Source organism: Pseudonocardia terrae (assembly GCF_021343995.1).
GTDB classification, from domain to species: Bacteria; Actinomycetota; Actinomycetes; order Mycobacteriales; family Pseudonocardiaceae; genus Pseudonocardia; species Pseudonocardia terrae.
In genome coordinates, this window is record NZ_JAJTTE010000004.1 from 16,361 (window position 1) to 32,002 (window position 15,642).

Below are 15,642 nucleotides of genomic sequence, written 5' to 3' on the forward strand. Positions count from 1 at the left end.
ATCACACTCCCGATCATCAGGTGGTGCAAGGCGCCCAAAGTCCCCTCCCACCAGGGCGGACGCGCTCGCCCGACACAGATCCGCAGTCGCGGATCATTGTCCGGCCCACACCCCGCAGACGCGGCGCGTCCGGGCAAGGTCAATCACCCGTCCGGGCCAGTCCTCTCGGGGGGTGGGTCACTTCCGACCGGGTGAGGCGGGGCGCAGCGCCGCCGTGTCGCGGGCCTTCCAGGCACCCCACCAGAGCCCGGCGCCGTACGCCAGGTCGTCCAGGCGGTGGGCGACCAGGTGGGTCACGGGGTCCGGTCGGACGGCCGGGTCGTACCGCCGGTGCGTCCACCAGTCCCCCAGCCCCTCCGCGACCGCGGCGAGCAGCACCGCGCGCCGGACACGCCGGGAGAAGGGCAGCAGGGCCGCGGCGACGGGCCAGTGGTGGCGCAGCAGCGCGTTCGCGACCTGCAGCCCTGCGCCGGACAGCCCGAGCCCCGCCAGCCGGGCCGCCGACACCCGCGGCCGTTCGAGGCGGGAGAGCTTGCGGGACAACCGTTCCGCCGCCACACCGGTGACCGCCGCGGCCACCGGAATCGACCAGCGGCGCTGCGCCAGCAACGCCGCGCACGCCGCTGCCGTCCACGGACTGAGCACCATCGGCGGGACCGCACCCCGGTGCCGGCGGGCGAGCGGGGCGGCCCCGGTGCCGTAGTAGGCCTTGCGCAGCCACCACGCGCCCGGCGACGTCCGGTGGTCGTGCGCGACCCGCGCAGCCGGCTCGTAGCGCAGGCGCCGACCCGCGGCGTGCAGCCGCAACACGAGGTCGACGTCCTCGGCCACGTGCATGTCCTCGTCGAACCCCGCGCCGACGGCGTCGCGCCGGACCAGCATCGCCGCGCTCGGCACGTACGCGACCCGGCTGCGCGGCACGATCAGCGCGGGATCGGGGCCCAGGTCCAGGCTGGACCGGACCGCCTCGTACCGGCCGATCACGCTCCGGAGGCGGAGCCTGCGGAACCGGCCATCGGGACCGACCGGATGCAGCGCCACGATCCGCGGGGCCACCAGCGCCACGGCGGGGTCGGCGAGGTGCTCGAGCAGCGGGTCGAGCCAGCCCTCCTGCGGCACGACGTCGGAGTCCAGGAACATCACCAGCGGTGTGGTCGCCGCGGCCAGCCCGGCGTTGCGGGCCGCGGCCGGTCCGCGCGGCGACTCGTGCCGGATCACGCGGCCGTGCGCGGCCTTGACCGTGGCGGCGAGGTCCTCGGGGTCCGACCCGCCGTCGTCGACCACGACCAGGCCGCCGAGGTCCGCGGGCAGGGTGGCGAGCAGTCGGTCGAGCGGGCGGTCCTTCACCGGGACGACGACGGTGACCTCGCCGCGCCCCGGCCCGCCGGGGATCGGGTGGGCGGGGTGGGCGAAGCCGGAGTCGAGCAGCGTGCGGGCCAGGGACCGGGAGGTCGGGTCGGCGACGGTCACGGTGTCGCCCGCGCCGAGGACGTCCTGCGCCCGCGGTGTCAGGTGGACGAGCTTGGGCGGCGCCCCGCCGAGCAGCGCCGACCCGCCGTCGCGCCCGGCCAGCCGGCGCACCCGCCGGTCCAGCACCACGCGCATCCCGTCCGGCAGCGGTCCCGGCCTCGTCGCACCCACCCGGGAATCCAAACACGCGGGCGTGCTCCCGCGACCGCCCCGTGACGTGGGACGCTCACGCCGTGTCCACCGGTGATCTGCTGCTCCCGCGCTACGGCGAGCGCTCGCTGGCCGAGGTGTTCCCCGCTGTCCTCGCGGCGCTGGGCGTGCCCGGCCCGGCACCCGCGATCACGCTGCCGCCGGTGCGCGCGGCCGCGGTCCTGCTCGTCGACGGGCTGGGCGCCGAGCTGCTCCGGGACCACGCCGACGACGCGCCGTTCCTGGCCTCGCTCGCGGGCGAGCCGCTGACCGTCGGCTTCCCGTCGAGCACCTCCATCAGCATCACCTCGCTCGGCACCGGGCTGCCGCCGGGCGGGCACGGCGTGGTCGGGATCAGCTTCCGGGCCTGCGGCGATGCGCTGCTCGACTCGCTCAGGTGGACCACCTACGGCGAGCCCCAGCCCGCCGACCTGCGCGAGTCCCTGCTGCCGGAGGAGGTCCAGCCCGCGCCCACCGCGCTCGAACGGGCCGCCGCCGACGGCGTGCAGGTGACCTCGGTGGGGCCGCGGGCCTTCCGCGGCTCGGGTCTGACCCGGGCGGCGCTGCGGGGCGGGCGGTACCGCGGGGTGCTGGCGCTCGGCGACCTCGCCGCCGCGGTCGCGGACGCGCTCACCGGCCCGGGGCGCCGGCTCTGCTACGGCTACCACGCCGACCTCGACACCCTCGGCCACGTGCACGGGCCCGGCTCGGTGGCGTGGCGCTACCAGCTGCGGCAGATCGACCGGCTCGTCGAGACGGTCGCCGACCAGCTGCCGGCCGATGCGCTCCTCGCGGTCACCGGCGACCACGGCATGGTGCAGATGACCCGCCGTTACGACGCGGACGAGCTCACTCCGCTGCGGCTCGGCGTCCGGCTGCTCGGCGGCGACCCGCGGGCCCGACACGTCTATGTCGAGGAGGGCGCGGTCGACGAGGTCCGCGCCGCCTGGCAGGAAACGCTGCGCGACGACGCCTGGATCGTCACCCGGGACGAGGCGGTGGCCGCCGCCTGGTTCGGCCCGCTCGGGCCGCACGTCGCCGACCGGATCGGGGACCTCGTCGTGGCGATGCGCGGGCCCGCCGGGGTGGTGCGGACGGTCGCCGAGCCGGTCCTCGCCGGCCTGCCCGGCCAGCACGGCTCGTTGACCGCGGAGGAGCAGCTGGTGCCGCTGCTGGTGGCGACTACCGCGCGGTGAGGCGGTCGAGGTCGAGGGTGACCGGGATGCCGGCGATCTCGGTCGTGACCTGCCCGCGGTGCTCACCCGTGAGCTCGTGGTCGCCGCCGACCAGCACAGAGGCCGTCAGCACGGGTGGGCCGGCGAGGTCGACGATCCAGTACTGCGGGATCCCGGCGTCGGCGTACTCGCATGGCAGCCGGGACCGACGATCCGGGGGGCTCGGCCGGATCGGGCGCGCGGGACCGCGGTGCGGTTCACCAGCGCGAACGGGTCAGGGACCGAACGCCAGCCGGCCCGTCCCCTCGTCGGGCTCCCACCGGGCGACGGCCGTGGCGAGTGCGTCGGTCATCGCGGCCAGCAGGGCCTCGCCCTCCTCGGCGGTGGCGCCGCCCGGGTCGCCGAGCACACCGTTCGGGCTGACCCCGGCCACGCCCTGCTCCCGCATCACCGGGAGCAGCTCGCGCAGGGGGGCCGTCGCGCCGGCGTCCCGCGCGGGTCCGACCCGGTCGGGGTCGAGCGCGAGCATCAGGGAGGTCTCGGTGCGGCCGGCGTGCGCGTCGCCGCGGGCGCCCGGGGCGACGCAGGGCACCCAGGCGGCGTCGCGACCCTCGTACCGCAGCAGCCGGACGGCCTCGACCAGGGTGGGGACGTTGCCGCCGTGGCCGTTGACGAACACCAGCCGGGCCGCCCACCGGCAGGCCGAGCGGCCGAGCTCGACCAGGACCGCGCGCAGGGCCTCGTGTCCGATCGAGACGGTGCCGGGGAATCCCTCGTGCTCCCCCGCCGCGCCGTACGCGACCGCGGGGGCGAGGACCAGCCCGGGATCGCGCTGCTCCATCCGGGCGGCCACCTGCTCGGCCACCCGCACGTCGGTGGTCAACGGCAGATGGGGACCGTGCTGCTCGACCGACCCCACGGGGACGACCAGGGTCCGGGGTGGACCGTCGGTGAGTACGGTCCACGTGAGCTCCTCGGCCCTCACGACTGACCTGCGAGAACCGGGTTGTCCACAGTGTGGATCCACAGGTGGATACCACTCTCAGGTTTCACAGCGTCACCGCCAGCCGCTCGCCGTCGCGCAGCGCCGCGTCCATCCGCCGCGGCGCCAGGCAGTCACCGATCCGGTGGACCCCGGGGCGATCACGCAGCGTGGACCACAACGCGTCGTCGGGCTCGGCGGGGACCGCACAGACCACGGCGTCGACCTCCCTCGTCTCCGTCCTGCCCGTGGGATGGTGCACCAGGGTCGCCCGGCCCGGCTCGACGGCCGTCACCAGCCGGTCCGCGCTGAGCCGGACGCCGGCCTCGTGGGCTCGGCGGCGGAAGCCCTCGCGGTCGAGCGTGAGCCCGAGGTCCTGGCCGACCACCATCCCGGGGGTCACGATCTCCACGGTGCAGCCGCGGGCGGCCAGCAGCTCGGCCACGGAGGTGGCGTGGTGGAACCCCAGCTCGTCGACGACGAGGACGGAGCCGGTGGGCGCGACGGTGCCGTCGAGCACGTCCCGGACGTCGACCGTGCCGGGGCGGCGGGCGGGCCGGGCGCCCGTGGCGAGGACGACGACGTCGGCACTCCCGAGGTCCCCGGGCTCGCCGCGGACGATCTCGACCCCGGCCCGCCCGCACTCGCCGACGAGGTCCCGGACCACGTGGGCCAGCTCGCCACGCCCGGGTGCCAGGGCGGCCAGGGCGAGCTGCCCACCCAGCCGGTCCCGCTCGTAGAGCGTCACCCGGTGCCCGCGGGCGGCGGCGGTCGCGGCGGCGCGCAGCCCGGCCGGGCCGCCCCCGACGACGACCACCCGCCGCGGCACACCGGGGGCCGGCAGCGGGACGGACTCCCGCCCGGCCCGGGGGTTCACCGCGCACCGCAGTGGACGGTTCATCCCGACCCGGCCGACACAGTCCTGGTTGCACCCCACGCACACCCGGGTGGGGCCGGCCGGCGCCGCGAAGTCCGGGGAGGCGATCTGTCCACGGGCGACCCCGACGAGATCGCAGTGCCCCTCGGCCAACGCCTGTTCCGCCACCGCCGGCTCGGTGAACCGCCCGACCGCGACGACCGGGAGCCGCACGGCCGCCCGGATCGCCGAGGGGATGAAGGTCGCGTAGTTGGCCGGCGTGTGCATCGAGGCCTCGATGAGGTGCAGCGACGCCGTCGCCACGCCGATCGAGGTGTTGAGGTGGTCGACATCGCCGGTGTCCTCGAGCAGGCGGGCCAGGGCGACGCCCTCGTCGAGCCCGATGCCGCCCTCGATGCCCTCCTCGCCGCCGAGCCGCACGCCGAGGACGCGGTCGCCCAGCTCGCGCCGGACCGTGGCGACGATCCGCAGGAGCAGGCGGGCCCGGTTCTCCAAGGTGCCGCCGTACGCGTCGTCACGGTGGTTGGTCGCGGGCGAGAGGAAGCAGCGGACCAGGGAGGCGTGCGAGCACTGCAGCTCGACGCCGTCGAACCCGCCCTCGACGCAGTGCCGCGCGGTCCGGGCGTAGCCGGCCACGACCTCGTCGAGGTCCGCCTCCGTCATCGCGACCGGGACCTCGCGGAACATCGGGTCGGGGACGGCGGAGGGACCGCGGACCGGCTCGCGGGAGTACATCCCGGAGGACTGCGGCCCGTTGTGGTTGAGCTGGGCGAGGACGGCCGCGCCGTGGGCGTGCACGGCGTCGGCGATCGCGCGGTAGCCCGGCAGGACCGCGGGGTCGTGGCCGCGGATGAGCTTCTCGTAGGGACGGTCGTGCGGGTGGACCGAGTGCTCCTCGGTGATCACCAGTCCGGCCCCGCCCGCGGCCCGCGCGGCGTAGTAGGCGACGTGCTCCGGGGTGGGCAGGCCGTCCGTCGCGTAACCGGTGAGGTGGGCGGTGAAGACGATGCGGTTGCGCAGGCTCAGCCGCCCGGCCCGAAGCGGTTCGTGCAGCATCACGGCCCCCATGGGTGCGCAGGGCCGTCGGACGTGCGGTCGGCACGCTCGACCGCCGGTGAGCTGCGGAGACGCTGCACCGCCCGCCGCCCCTCCCGCACCGCCTCGTGCACGGTCCGGGGCGCGACGCAGTCCCCCGCCACGACCAGTCGTGCGGTCCCCTCCCGCGAGTCGCGCTCTCCACCCCCGCGAGTCGCGCTGTGAGCTACGGTGAGTCGCGCCGTCCCCTCCCGCGAGTCGCGCTCTCCACACCCGCGAGTCGCGCTGTGAGCTTCCGCGAGTCGCGAGTTCCGGCACCGCGAGTCAGGAGCCTCGTGCTCCACCCGCAGGAGGCCGGGGTGCCCGCGCCACAGATCGTCGTCGGGCAGCCGATGGGCGCAGTCGACGACCACGGTGCACGGCACCTCCCGGGCCGCCCCGTGGTCGACGTCCGTGAGCAGCGCCGTCCCGCCCCCGGCCGACCGCAGCCGCGCGAACAGCTCCCGCGCGACGCCGGCGCGCTCGAGGCGGGCGTTGGCGTCGGCGAGGTCCCCGGTGCGGGAGAGCTGGGCGCCGGCGACAGCGTCGGGCGTGACGAGCGTGCACGGCACCCCCGCGACGGCGACCTGCTCGGCGATCCCGACACCCGTCCAGTCGCCGATCGGGTCGTGCACGACGACCCGGGCGCCCGCGGGCAGCACGGCGGCCGTCGCGTCGGGGCCGGGCGGGTCGGAGGGCCGACGGGGACCGGCCGCCGCGTGTACGGCGGCCTCGAACTCGCCCGCCGGGAGCACGACGACGTCGGGTCCGGCGGCGAAGGCGGGCGGCGACGGCACGGAGCCGGTCGCGAGCACGACGTCCCCGACCAGGTCCGCGGGATCCGCCTCGACGCCGAGCGCCACCTCCACGCCGAGCCGCTCGAGCTCGCGCTCCCACCATTCCACGAGCAGGCCGAAGCGCGCCCGTCCGTGCACGGCGGCGGCGAACCGCAGCGCACCCCCGAGTCGGGGCGCCCGTTCCACGAGCCGCACCCGGTAGCCGTACAGCGCGGCCGTCCGGGCGGCCTCCATCCCGGCCGGCCCGCCCCCGACGACGAGCAGGTCGCCCCGCCGCGCGCTCGGTTCGAGTGGGAGCGGCCGGTCGAGGGTCTCGTGCCCCGATCGCGGCTCCGCCTCGTCGGTGACCAGTGGGTTCCGCGGGTCCCGGGCGCGGTGCTGGTTGGCGAGGGTGCAGGGGCGGATGCGCTCGGGCGTCCCGGCACGCACCTGTGCGACGAGCCGCGGATCGGCGATCTGGGCCCGCGTCATCTCGACGAGTGCGCTCCCCTCGTCGAGCGCGGCCTCCGCCATCTCCGGGTCCACCACGCTGCCCTGCAGCACGACCGGCACGCCGAGCCCGAGGAACGCGCGCACGAGGGGGCGGTTGAAGCCGGGCGGGGTGTGCAGGTCGGGGCGGGTCGCGGGGACGGTCAGCCCGGAGCCCCGCACGGGCACGAGGTAGTCGACGAGCTGCGCGACGGGAACTGCCGACTCGGGGCCCCGGGACTGCCGACTCGCGGGGTCGGACGTCCCGACTCGCGGGGGCGGAGAGCCCGACTCGCGGGGGCTGAGAGCCCGACTCGCGGGGGGCGACAGCGTGGCTCGCGGGGTGGCGAGGAGGTCATGGGCGGCGGTGGGGGTGATGCCGGCCCAGGGGGCGAGCTCGTCGCAGCAGAGGCGCAGGCCCAGGACGTGGTCCGGGCCGAGCGCGGCACGCACCGCCCCGACGACCTCGCGGAGGAGCAGGGAGCGATCCTCCCCGTAGGCGTCGGGGCGGTGATTGGTCAGCCCGGACAGGAACTGCCGGAGCAGGGAGTGCTGGCCCGCCTGGATCTCGACCCCGTCGAGCCCAGCGGCCACCGCCTCCGCCGCGGCCGTCGCACAACCCGCGACCAGCGCGTCGATCTCCGCCTGTTCCATGACCTGCGGGACCTCGCGGGACACGACGTCCGGCACCCGGGACGGCCCCCAGAGCGCCCGCCCGGTGAAGGCGGTGGTGCCCTGCGCACCGGCGTGCCCGAGCCCCGCGAGGACGAGGGCCGGCCCGCACCCCGACCGGATCGCGCGCCAGCCGGGGCCGCAGGCCGCTGCCAGGGGCGCCCGCTCGTACGGCTGGTCCGACTCGTGCACGGACGCCGTCTCGGTGACGATCACCCCGCACCCGCCCGCGGCCCGCTCGGCGTAGTAGGCGACGTGCCGCTCGGAGAGGGCCCGGCCCCGGCCGAGGTTGGTCACGTGCGGGCCGAACAGGACGCGGGAGGGCGCGGTCCGGCCCCGCAGTACGACCGGATCCGTGATCATCTCCAGGTGGGTCGCGCGGCGCCGGACCCGTCGTCCCCGGGTCCGGCGCCGGCGGTCTGTGGGGTTACGAGCCGGCGACCGGGAGCCGCAGGCCCGAGTCGGTGTCCGACGCGCCCATGCCCGCGAGCGGGCTGGTCTCGCAGGCGCGGTCGGGCCGTCCCGAGACACGTGGTCCCGTCGAGGGCGCATCAGGGCGGCCCATCGAGAGCTGCAGCAGGACCGGCGACTTCTTGCCGAGCTTCGTCCGCGAGTGGTTGACGTCGGACTTCGGGATCACGTGGTCGTCGCCGCGGGCCGCGAGGGCCTGCTCGCCGAACCCGCGCACGCACTCGGGGTCCGGGCCGTCGAGCGGGAGACCGGTGAAGAACTTGGCCGCCATGCACCCGCCCTGGCAGGCGTCGTAGTGCATGCAGCTCTGGCAGGCACCGCCGGTCTGCGGCTGGCGCAGCTCGGTGAACAGGTCCGAGGACTCCCACACGCGCTGGAAGCCGCCCTCGTCCCGGACGTTGCCGGCGAGGAAGTTCTCGTGGATCGCGAAGGGGCAGGCGTAGACGTCGCCGACCGGGTCGATCAGGCAGACGACCCGCCCGGCACCGCATAGGTTCAGCCCCGGCAGGGCCTCGCCGAACGCCGAGAGGTGGAAGAAGGAGTCCCCGGTGAGGACCTGGTCGCCGCGGTCGACGAGCCAGTCGTACATCTGCTTCTGCTGCGAGGGCAGCGGGTGCAGCTCGTCCCACACGTCGGCACCGCGGCCGGACGGGCGCAGGCGGGTGATCCGCAGCTGGGCGCCGTACTTGTCCGCGATGGCCTTGAACTCGTCGAGCTGGTCGACGTTCTGCCGGGTCATGACGACCGAGATCTTCGGCTGCGCGAACCCGGCCTCGGCCAGGTTCTCCAGCGCGCGGATCGCCATGTCGTACGAGCCGGGGCCGCGAACGTAGTCGTTGACCTCGGGGGTCGCGCCGTCGAGCGAGATCTGGATGTCGACGTAGTCGGTCGCCGCCAGCTGCGCGGCCCGCTTCTTGTCGATCTTCAGGCCGTTCGTGGAGAACTTGACCCCGACGTTGTGCGCGATGGAGTAGTCGAGCAGCTCCCAGAAGTCCGGTCGGACCGTGGGCTCGCCACCGCCGATGTTGATGTAGAAGACCTGCATCCGCTGCAGCTCGTCGATCACGGCCTTGGCCTCGGCCGTCGACAGCTCACGCGGGTCGCGGCGGCCGGACGAGGACAGGCAGTGGGCGCACGAGAGGTTGCAGGCGTAGGTGAGCTCCCACGTCAGACAGATCGGCGAGTTGAGGCCGTACTGGAAGTGGTCGACCAGCTTCATCGGGGGCACTCCGGTGTGGTGGTTACTGGCGGGCTTCGATCGTCCCCGAGGCGGCCAGACCGGCCAGCGCCTTCAGGTAGGCGGGGCGCTGGGCCTCCTCGACGCCCGCGGCCTCGATGGCCGAGTGGACGTCCGGGTGGTCCTCGAGCCCCTTGACGACCTCCACGAGCGGGAGGGTCTTCAGGAAGGAGAGCTTGCGGGTGCCGAAGTGGTACACGAGCGCCCCGAACGGCTCGGGCCGCAGGGACACCTGCGGGCTGCACCGGTAGGGGGCGCCGGGGTCGAAGTCGCCGACCCCGGCGGCACCAGCGCTCTCGGCGCTCTTAGTAGACACCGCACATGCCGTCGATGGAGACCTCCTCGACGAGGGTCTCCTCGACGACGGGGGCGTCCTCGACCTGCTCGGACTTCTCGATCGGGGCCATGGCGAACCTCCTGGTGCGACCTGTGGACATCGGTGTCGGACGTGCCGGCCGGCAGGTCGGACGATATTGGCACCGGGTGCCGGAAGCAAGGGGCCCGCCGGGTCCCCCTCCCTTCGGAGAGGCGGCCCGGGCCCCGCGACGATCACCCCGAGCCCCGCCCGGGGAGGACGAACGCCCAGGTGGCGGGCATGCTGACCCCGTGTCCGCACCCGCGACCCTGCTGCACCTGACCACCCCCGCCGAGTGGCGTACAGCTCTCCGGACGGGCGCCGTGACGCCGCCGTCGCTCGCCGAGGTCGGCTTCGTCCACCTCTCCACCGCCGACCAGGTCGCCCTCCCGGCCGAGCGGCTCTTCGCCGGGCGGCGGGACCTGGTGCTGCTCGCCGTCGACGCCGCAACGGTCGGCTGCGCGATCCGCTACGAGCCCGGCGTGCCCGGCGACCCGGCCTCGATGCGGTTCCCGCACGCCTACGGTCCCGTGCCGGTGTCCGCCGTCGTCGCCGTCTCGGCCTTCCGCCCCGGGCCCGACGGCGCCTTCGAGGCGCCGGCCGAGCCACCCGCCCGCGCCGACCGTGCCGGGCGGCTGCGGGCCTTCGCCGACTCGCTGCCGCGCCGCGTGGCGAGCGCCGAGGTGCCCGTCGCCGGCGGCCTCGCCGTGCTGCAGGACGACGTGCCGTGGGCGCCTGCGCTGAACCGGCTGCTCGTCGACGACGGCACCCCCGCGCAGGAGCTCGCCGCCGAGGCCGACCGGGTGCTGGGCGGGGCGGGCCGCGCCCACCGCTGCGTGACGATCCGCGGCACCGACCCCGGCCCGGTCGCCCGCGAGCTCGGCCGGTCCGGCTGGTGGGTGCAGCACGACGTCGTCATGGCGCGCAGGCTCGACGACGCGGACCCGGCGCCCGCCCCGGCGCCGGACCCTGCGTCGACCCCGCCGGCGGCGGCGTCGGCGGAGGAGGTGCCGCTCGAGGCGGAGACGGAGCTTGCGGAGTCGACCATCGGCGCCGTCCGGGACCTCTGGACGCAGGCCTGGCGGCCCGACCTGCCCCCCGACGACCCCCGCCGCCTCCGGCTGCCGGACCGGTACCTCGCCGAGGACCGCGGAACCGACCTCCGCATCCTGGCCGTGTGCGAGGGCGACGAGGTCGTCGCCGCGGCCGCGCTGTACCTCGACGGCGCCACGGCGGTGCTCGAGGCGATCGAGACCGCGGCCCCGCACCGGGGCCGCGGACACGGGAACGCCCTGCTCGACGGGGCCGTCGCGGTCGCGAACCGGGCCGGCTGCGACCTGCTCGCGCTGCACGCGCAGGCCGACAGCGCACCGCGCGACTGGTACGCCCGCCACGGCTTCCGGGTGCTCGACGACGCGTGGTCGGCCGGGCGCGAGCCGTGACGCCCGCGGGCCCGGACGGCCGGTTCCGCGCGCTCCCCCGTCGGGTCGTCCGGGGTCACTGCGGCGCCCACCCCTCCGACCCGACGGTTTCCGCCCCCACCTCTTGACGGTTTCCCCCGCGGCCCCCTGTGCCCGCCGTCACGCCCGTCCTAGCGTCCCCGTCGACCGACATCACCTGCACCAGAAAGGGCTGCCATGCAGGTCGACGAACTGCTCAAGCCGTTCCCGCTCAAGGAGTTCCACCCGTTCCCCAAGGCCCTGCTGGGCCCGGGTGCGCACGAGATGATCGGGCCGGAGGCCCTGAAGCTCGGCTTCAAGAAGACGCTCGTGATGACGTCCGGCCTCCGCGGCACGAACATCGTCAACAAGATCGTCGAGTCGATGAAGTACCACGGCCTCGAGGTCGTCGTGTACGACCAGGTCGAGTCGAACCCCAAGGACTACAACGTCATGGACGCTGTGGGCCTCTACCAGCAGAACAACTGCGACTCGTTCGTCTCGATCGGCGGCGGTTCCTCGCACGACGCCTGCAAGGGCGCGCGCATCTCGGTGGCGCACGACGGCCGCAACGTCAACGAGTTCGAGGGCTTCAACAAGTCCGAGAACCCGCAGAACCCGCCGCACATCGCGGTCTCCACCACGGCCGGCACCGGCTCGGAGACCTCGTGGGCCTACGTCATCACCGACACCACGACGGACCCGGACAACCCCCACAAGTACGTCGCGTTCGACGACGCCTCGGTCACCACCCTGGCGATCGACGACCCGGTCCTCTACTACGACTGCCCGATCGACTTCACCGCGCAGTGCGGGTTCGACGTGCTCGCGCACGCCTCCGAGCCGTACGTGTCCCGGCTGAACTTCCAGCCCTCGCTGGGCAACGCGCTGCACGCGATCAAGCTGACCGCGCAGAGCCTGCGCGCCGCGGTGTGGAACGGCCAGGACCTGGCCGGACGCGAGGGCATGATGTACGCGCAGTACATCGCCGCCCAGGCGTTCAACTCCGGTGGTCTGGGGATCATCCACTCGATCTCGCACGCGGTGTCGGCCTTCTACGACACCCACCACGGCCTGAACAACGCCATCGCGCTGCCGCGCGTGTGGGCGTTCAACATGCCGGTCTGCTACGAGCGCTTCGCCGACATCGCGGAGGCCATGGGCATCGACACCCACGGCATGACCAAGGTGCAGGCCGCGGAGGCCGCGCTGGCCGCCGCGATCCGGCTGCTGCGCGACGTGGGCATCCCGGAGCGGTTCATCGACGTCACACAGGACAGCTACTCGAAGAACCGGCTCGGCCAGGGTCCGACGAAGTACTACGAGAACGCCAAGGAGATCAAGGGCGACGCCGCCGACGTCGACCGGATCACCAACCACGTCCTCGGCGACGCGTGCACCCCCGGCAACCCCAAGGAGTGCACCTTCGAGACGGTCCGCCCGGTCGTCGACCACTGCATCAACGGCGACCTGGACGACCTGCTCAGCTGACCCCGTGAGCGGCGGCCGCCCCGGCGGTCGTCGCTCCCGACAGCTCAGGGATCCGACGGGCCCGCCACGTGAATCCGGCGCACACTGGATCCGTGGCGGGCCCGCCCGCCTGGGCGCCTCCCTCACGTGCGCACGACCGCGGCTCGCCGGCGAGCCGCGCGGAAGGAGTTCCGGCCTTGACCAGCCTGTCCGACGGCCTCTCCGACGGCCCGCAGACCGATCCCGACCCGCCGTTCGAGTCCGTCGACGAGGTCGTGGCGGCGCTCCGCGACCAGGGTTACATCGCCGACACCCGGCTCGCCACGACCGTCTTCCTGCTCACCCGGCTGGACAAGCCGCTGCTGCTCGAGGGGCCCGCGGGCGTCGGCAAGACCGAGCTGGCCAAGATGCTCGCCGCCGCGACCGGCCGCCGGCTGCTGCGCCTGCAGTGCTACGAGGGCCAGGACGAGACCAAGGCCCTGTACGAGTGGGACTACGGCAAGCAGCTCATGTACACGCAGATCCTGCGCGAGAAGATCGGGCAGGTCGTCGAGGACGCCCCCGACCTGGGCACCGCCGTGGAGCGGATCGGCGAGAACGAGAGCGTCTTCTTCTCGGAGCGCTTCCTCGCCCCGCGCCCGCTGCTGGAGGCGATCCGCTCCGAGCAGCCCGTCGTGCTGCTGATCGACGAGGTCGACCGGGCCGACGAGGCGCTGGAGGCCGTGCTGCTGGAGACCCTCGGCGAGTTCCAGATCTCGATCCCCGAGGTCGGCACGTTCTCCGCGAAGCAGCGCCCGTACGTGCTGCTGACCTCGAACAACACCCGTGACCTGGCCGCCGCGCTCAAGCGCCGCTGCCTGCACCTGTTCCTCGACTACCCCTCCGCCGAGCGCGAGCTGGAGATCGTCAGGTCCAAGAAGACCGGGCTGTCGGACTCCCTCGCCGAGGAGCTCGTCAACGTGGTCCGTGGGCTGCGCGAGCTGGAGCTGCGCAAGGCCCCGAGCATCTCCGAGACGATCGACTGGGCGCGCACCCTCGCCGTGCTGGGCGTGGACGAGCTCGACTCGCAGATCCTCTCGGACACCGTGTCCGTCGTGGTCAAGTACGACAAGGACGTGACCAAGGCGCTCGACGCGCTGCCCCGGCTCGTCGACCCGAACGCCGTCGTCGAGGAGCACTCGCACGGGCACGGCCATGGACACGGGCACGGCCACGGCCACTCGCACGACGACGACGGCGGCCCGGACGGCAGCGAGATCCGGACCGCGAAGGACACCGCGGGCCGGCACGGGGAGGGCGTCTACGGGACCCCGAACTACGCCAAGGGCACCGAGAAGGATGCCCCGGCGAAGACGCGCAACGTCACCTCGGGGCAGGGCTCCCGCTCCTTCGGGCTGGGACGCAAGAGGGCGCTCTAGATGGAGGCGTCGATCCACCGGTTCGTCCGGCTGCTGCGCATCCGCGGCGTACGGATCTCGGTCTCCGAGGCCGTCGACGCCATGCGGTGCGCCTCGCAGCCGGGTGTGCTGGCCGACAAGGGGGTGCTCAAGGAGGCGCTGCGCGTCGCCCTGGTGAAGGACCGGCGGGACGAGGCCACCTTCGACGAGGTCTTCGACCTGTTCTTCGCCCTGGTGAAGGTCGGCGAGCCGGAGACCCGGCACGGCCACGGGCACGGCCACGGCGACCTCTCCGACGAAGGCACGCTCGACGACTTCACCTTCTCCGAGGACCCGTCGGAGACCCCGCAGCAGGGCCACGAGCACGGCAAGCCCGTCGACATCCGGGACTACTTCGACCCCGAGGACCTGGCGCAGCAGTACAACCTGCACCAGGAGGCCAACAAGATCGACCTCGCCGCGATGACCGAGGAGATCGTCTTCTCGAAGGACAACCAGGGCTCGCCGCTGTCGGAGGGCAACCGGGTCCAGATCGAGACGGACCGGCTCTCCGGCGCGGGGCTGCCCGGCGACATCTCGACGGCCACCGGGACCAAGGTCGACGCCGACCTCTCGGTCGCCGAGCAGGAGGCGCTGCTCGGCTGGCTGACCGCCGCGGAAGAGGACGTCGCGGGCTCCGAGGGGACCGAGGACGACGCGGCGGCGCTGCGCCGGCGCCTCGCCGGCGTCCTGCAGAACCTCCCGGAGGCGATCAAGGCGCACCTGGAGAAGCTGCTGGAGATCGAGCAGCGGATCATCGACGGGGGCGAGGGCGACGGCCGGGTGGCCGAGGTCGACCGGGCGTCGGAGACCGAGCGGATGCAGCTGGAGGACTCGCTGCGCCGGCTCGCGAAGACGCTGCACGGGGCGCTGACGCACCGCCGGCGGGTCTCGCCGCAGGGCCGGATCGACTCGGGCCGCACGATGCGCAGGAACATGCGCTTCGACGGCGTGCCGTTCACGCCGGTCACGGTGCGCCGGCAGGAGGACAAGCCGCGGCTCGTCGTCCTGGCCGACGTGTCGCTGTCCGTGCGGGCCACGGCCCGGTTCACGTTGCACCTGGTCCACGGCCTGCAGGACCTGTTCGGGCAGGTCCGCTCCTTCGCGTTCGTCGACGAGATCGCCGAGATCACCGAGCTGTTCGCCGACCACCCCGTGGAGCACGCGCTCGGGCTGGTCTTCGGTGGGGACGTGGTCGACGTCGACGCCAACTCGAACTACGGGCTGGCCTTCGGCCGGTTCCTCGACGAGCACGGCTCGGCCGTCACCCGGCGGTCGACGGTGCTGATCCTCGGCGACGGGCGGGGCAACGGCAACGACCCGAACATGGAGGCGTTCGTCGAGATCACCCGGCGGGCCCGGGAGACCATCTGGCTGACGCCCGAGCCCCGCTACTCGTGGGGGCTGGGCCGCTGCGACCTCCCGGACTACGCCGAGTACTGCGACCGGGTCCGGGTCGTCCGCGACCTCACCGGCCTGGAGCAGACCACGAACGAGATGGCGGGCGAACTGATCGGCCGCTGACGCTTG

The 15,642-nt window shown here is 74.3% G+C and carries 13 protein-coding genes; 5 read left to right on the plus strand and 8 right to left on the minus strand.

From position 1 onward, the window contains the following. Positions 1–177: 177 nt before the first annotated feature. Entirely contained in the window at positions 178–1,641 is a 1,464-nt protein-coding gene (gene mftF / locus LWC33_RS03565; protein WP_233302749.1) for a mycofactocin biosynthesis glycosyltransferase MftF, read from the minus strand. A gap of 62 nt (positions 1,642–1,703) precedes the next feature. On the opposite strand from mftF, the gene LWC33_RS03570 reads away from it, so the two are divergent. Continuing rightward, positions 1,704–2,855, plus strand: a complete 1,152-nt coding sequence (locus tag LWC33_RS03570) for an alkaline phosphatase family protein (protein WP_233302750.1) — start codon at positions 1,704–1,706, stop codon at positions 2,853–2,855. Here LWC33_RS03570 and LWC33_RS34780 read toward each other — a convergent pair. From LWC33_RS34780 to mftA, 7 genes are all read right to left on the minus strand, one after another. Continuing rightward, positions 2,842–2,967 carry a hypothetical protein gene (locus LWC33_RS34780; RefSeq protein WP_255690796.1) on the minus strand — a complete coding sequence of 42 codons (126 nt, stop codon included), beginning with the start codon at positions 2,965–2,967 and terminating at the stop codon, positions 2,842–2,844. The two genes, LWC33_RS03570 and LWC33_RS34780, sit on opposite strands and share 14 nt — an antisense overlap. 141 nt (positions 2,968–3,108) lie before the next feature. Continuing rightward, entirely contained in the window at positions 3,109–3,819 is a 711-nt protein-coding gene (mftE, locus tag LWC33_RS03575) for a mycofactocin biosynthesis peptidyl-dipeptidase MftE (protein WP_233302751.1), read from the minus strand. A gap of 64 nt (positions 3,820–3,883) precedes the next feature. Next, complete coding sequence (locus tag LWC33_RS03580; protein ID WP_233302752.1) at positions 3,884–5,749, minus strand: mycofactocin system FadH/OYE family oxidoreductase 2; 1,866 nt, start codon at positions 5,747–5,749, stop codon at positions 3,884–3,886. Next, the gene (locus LWC33_RS03585; protein ID WP_233302753.1) at positions 5,749–8,067 is read right to left on the minus strand and encodes an oxidoreductase; all 2,319 of its coding nucleotides are present in this window, start codon (positions 8,065–8,067) and stop codon (positions 5,749–5,751) included. Before LWC33_RS03585 ends, LWC33_RS03580 begins: the two co-directional genes overlap by 1 nt. A 64-nt stretch (positions 8,068–8,131) precedes the next feature. After that, positions 8,132–9,394 (minus strand): mycofactocin radical SAM maturase, encoded by a 1,263-nt coding sequence (gene mftC / locus LWC33_RS03590; RefSeq protein ID WP_233302754.1) that lies wholly within the window; start codon positions 9,392–9,394, stop codon positions 8,132–8,134. A 22-nt stretch (positions 9,395–9,416) separates the two neighbouring features. After that, positions 9,417–9,728: a mycofactocin biosynthesis chaperone MftB gene (gene mftB, locus LWC33_RS03595; protein WP_233302755.1), complete on the minus strand. Its 312-nt coding sequence runs from the start codon at positions 9,726–9,728 to the stop codon at positions 9,417–9,419. After that, positions 9,718–9,819 carry a mycofactocin precursor MftA gene (gene mftA / locus LWC33_RS03600; RefSeq protein ID WP_232868004.1) on the minus strand — a complete coding sequence of 34 codons (102 nt, stop codon included), beginning with the start codon at positions 9,817–9,819 and terminating at the stop codon, positions 9,718–9,720. Before mftA ends, mftB begins: the two co-directional genes overlap by 11 nt. A gap of 199 nt (positions 9,820–10,018) precedes the next feature. Between mftA and LWC33_RS03605 the strand changes: the two genes are divergently transcribed. The 4 genes from LWC33_RS03605 (at position 10,019) to LWC33_RS03620 (ending at position 15,636) form a co-directional block, all read left to right on the plus strand. Then, positions 10,019–11,209 carry a GNAT family N-acetyltransferase gene (locus LWC33_RS03605; protein WP_233302756.1) on the plus strand — a complete coding sequence of 397 codons (1,191 nt, stop codon included), beginning with the start codon at positions 10,019–10,021 and terminating at the stop codon, positions 11,207–11,209. A gap of 195 nt (positions 11,210–11,404) precedes the next feature. Further along, on the plus strand, positions 11,405–12,697 hold the full coding sequence (gene mdo / locus LWC33_RS03610) for an NDMA-dependent methanol dehydrogenase (protein WP_233302757.1): 1,293 nt from the start codon (positions 11,405–11,407) through the stop codon (positions 12,695–12,697). A gap of 176 nt (positions 12,698–12,873) precedes the next feature. Next, positions 12,874–14,094: an AAA family ATPase gene (locus tag LWC33_RS03615; protein ID WP_233302758.1), complete on the plus strand. Its 1,221-nt coding sequence runs from the start codon at positions 12,874–12,876 to the stop codon at positions 14,092–14,094. After that, positions 14,095–15,636 carry a VWA domain-containing protein gene (locus LWC33_RS03620; RefSeq protein ID WP_233302759.1) on the plus strand — a complete coding sequence of 514 codons (1,542 nt, stop codon included), beginning with the start codon at positions 14,095–14,097 and terminating at the stop codon, positions 15,634–15,636. It begins immediately after the preceding gene. Positions 15,637–15,642: the final 6 nt, after the last annotated feature.

What these genes read in the sequence shown, in the direction of transcription:
- mftC (WP_233302754.1), bottom strand. Translation starts at nt 9,394, where the DNA reads ATGAAGCTGGTCGACCACTTCCAGTACGGCCTCAACTCGCCGATCTGT.
- LWC33_RS03585 (WP_233302753.1), bottom strand. Translation starts at nt 8,067, where the DNA reads ATGATCACGGATCCGGTCGTACTGCGGGGCCGGACCGCGCCCTCCCGC.
- LWC33_RS03620 (WP_233302759.1), top strand. Translation starts at nt 14,095, where the DNA reads ATGGAGGCGTCGATCCACCGGTTCGTCCGGCTGCTGCGCATCCGCGGC.
- mftA (WP_232868004.1), bottom strand. Translation starts at nt 9,819, where the DNA reads ATGGCCCCGATCGAGAAGTCCGAGCAGGTCGAGGACGCCCCCGTCGTC.
- mdo (WP_233302757.1), top strand. Translation starts at nt 11,405, where the DNA reads ATGCAGGTCGACGAACTGCTCAAGCCGTTCCCGCTCAAGGAGTTCCAC.
- LWC33_RS03580 (WP_233302752.1), bottom strand. Translation starts at nt 5,749, where the DNA reads ATGCTGCACGAACCGCTTCGGGCCGGGCGGCTGAGCCTGCGCAACCGC.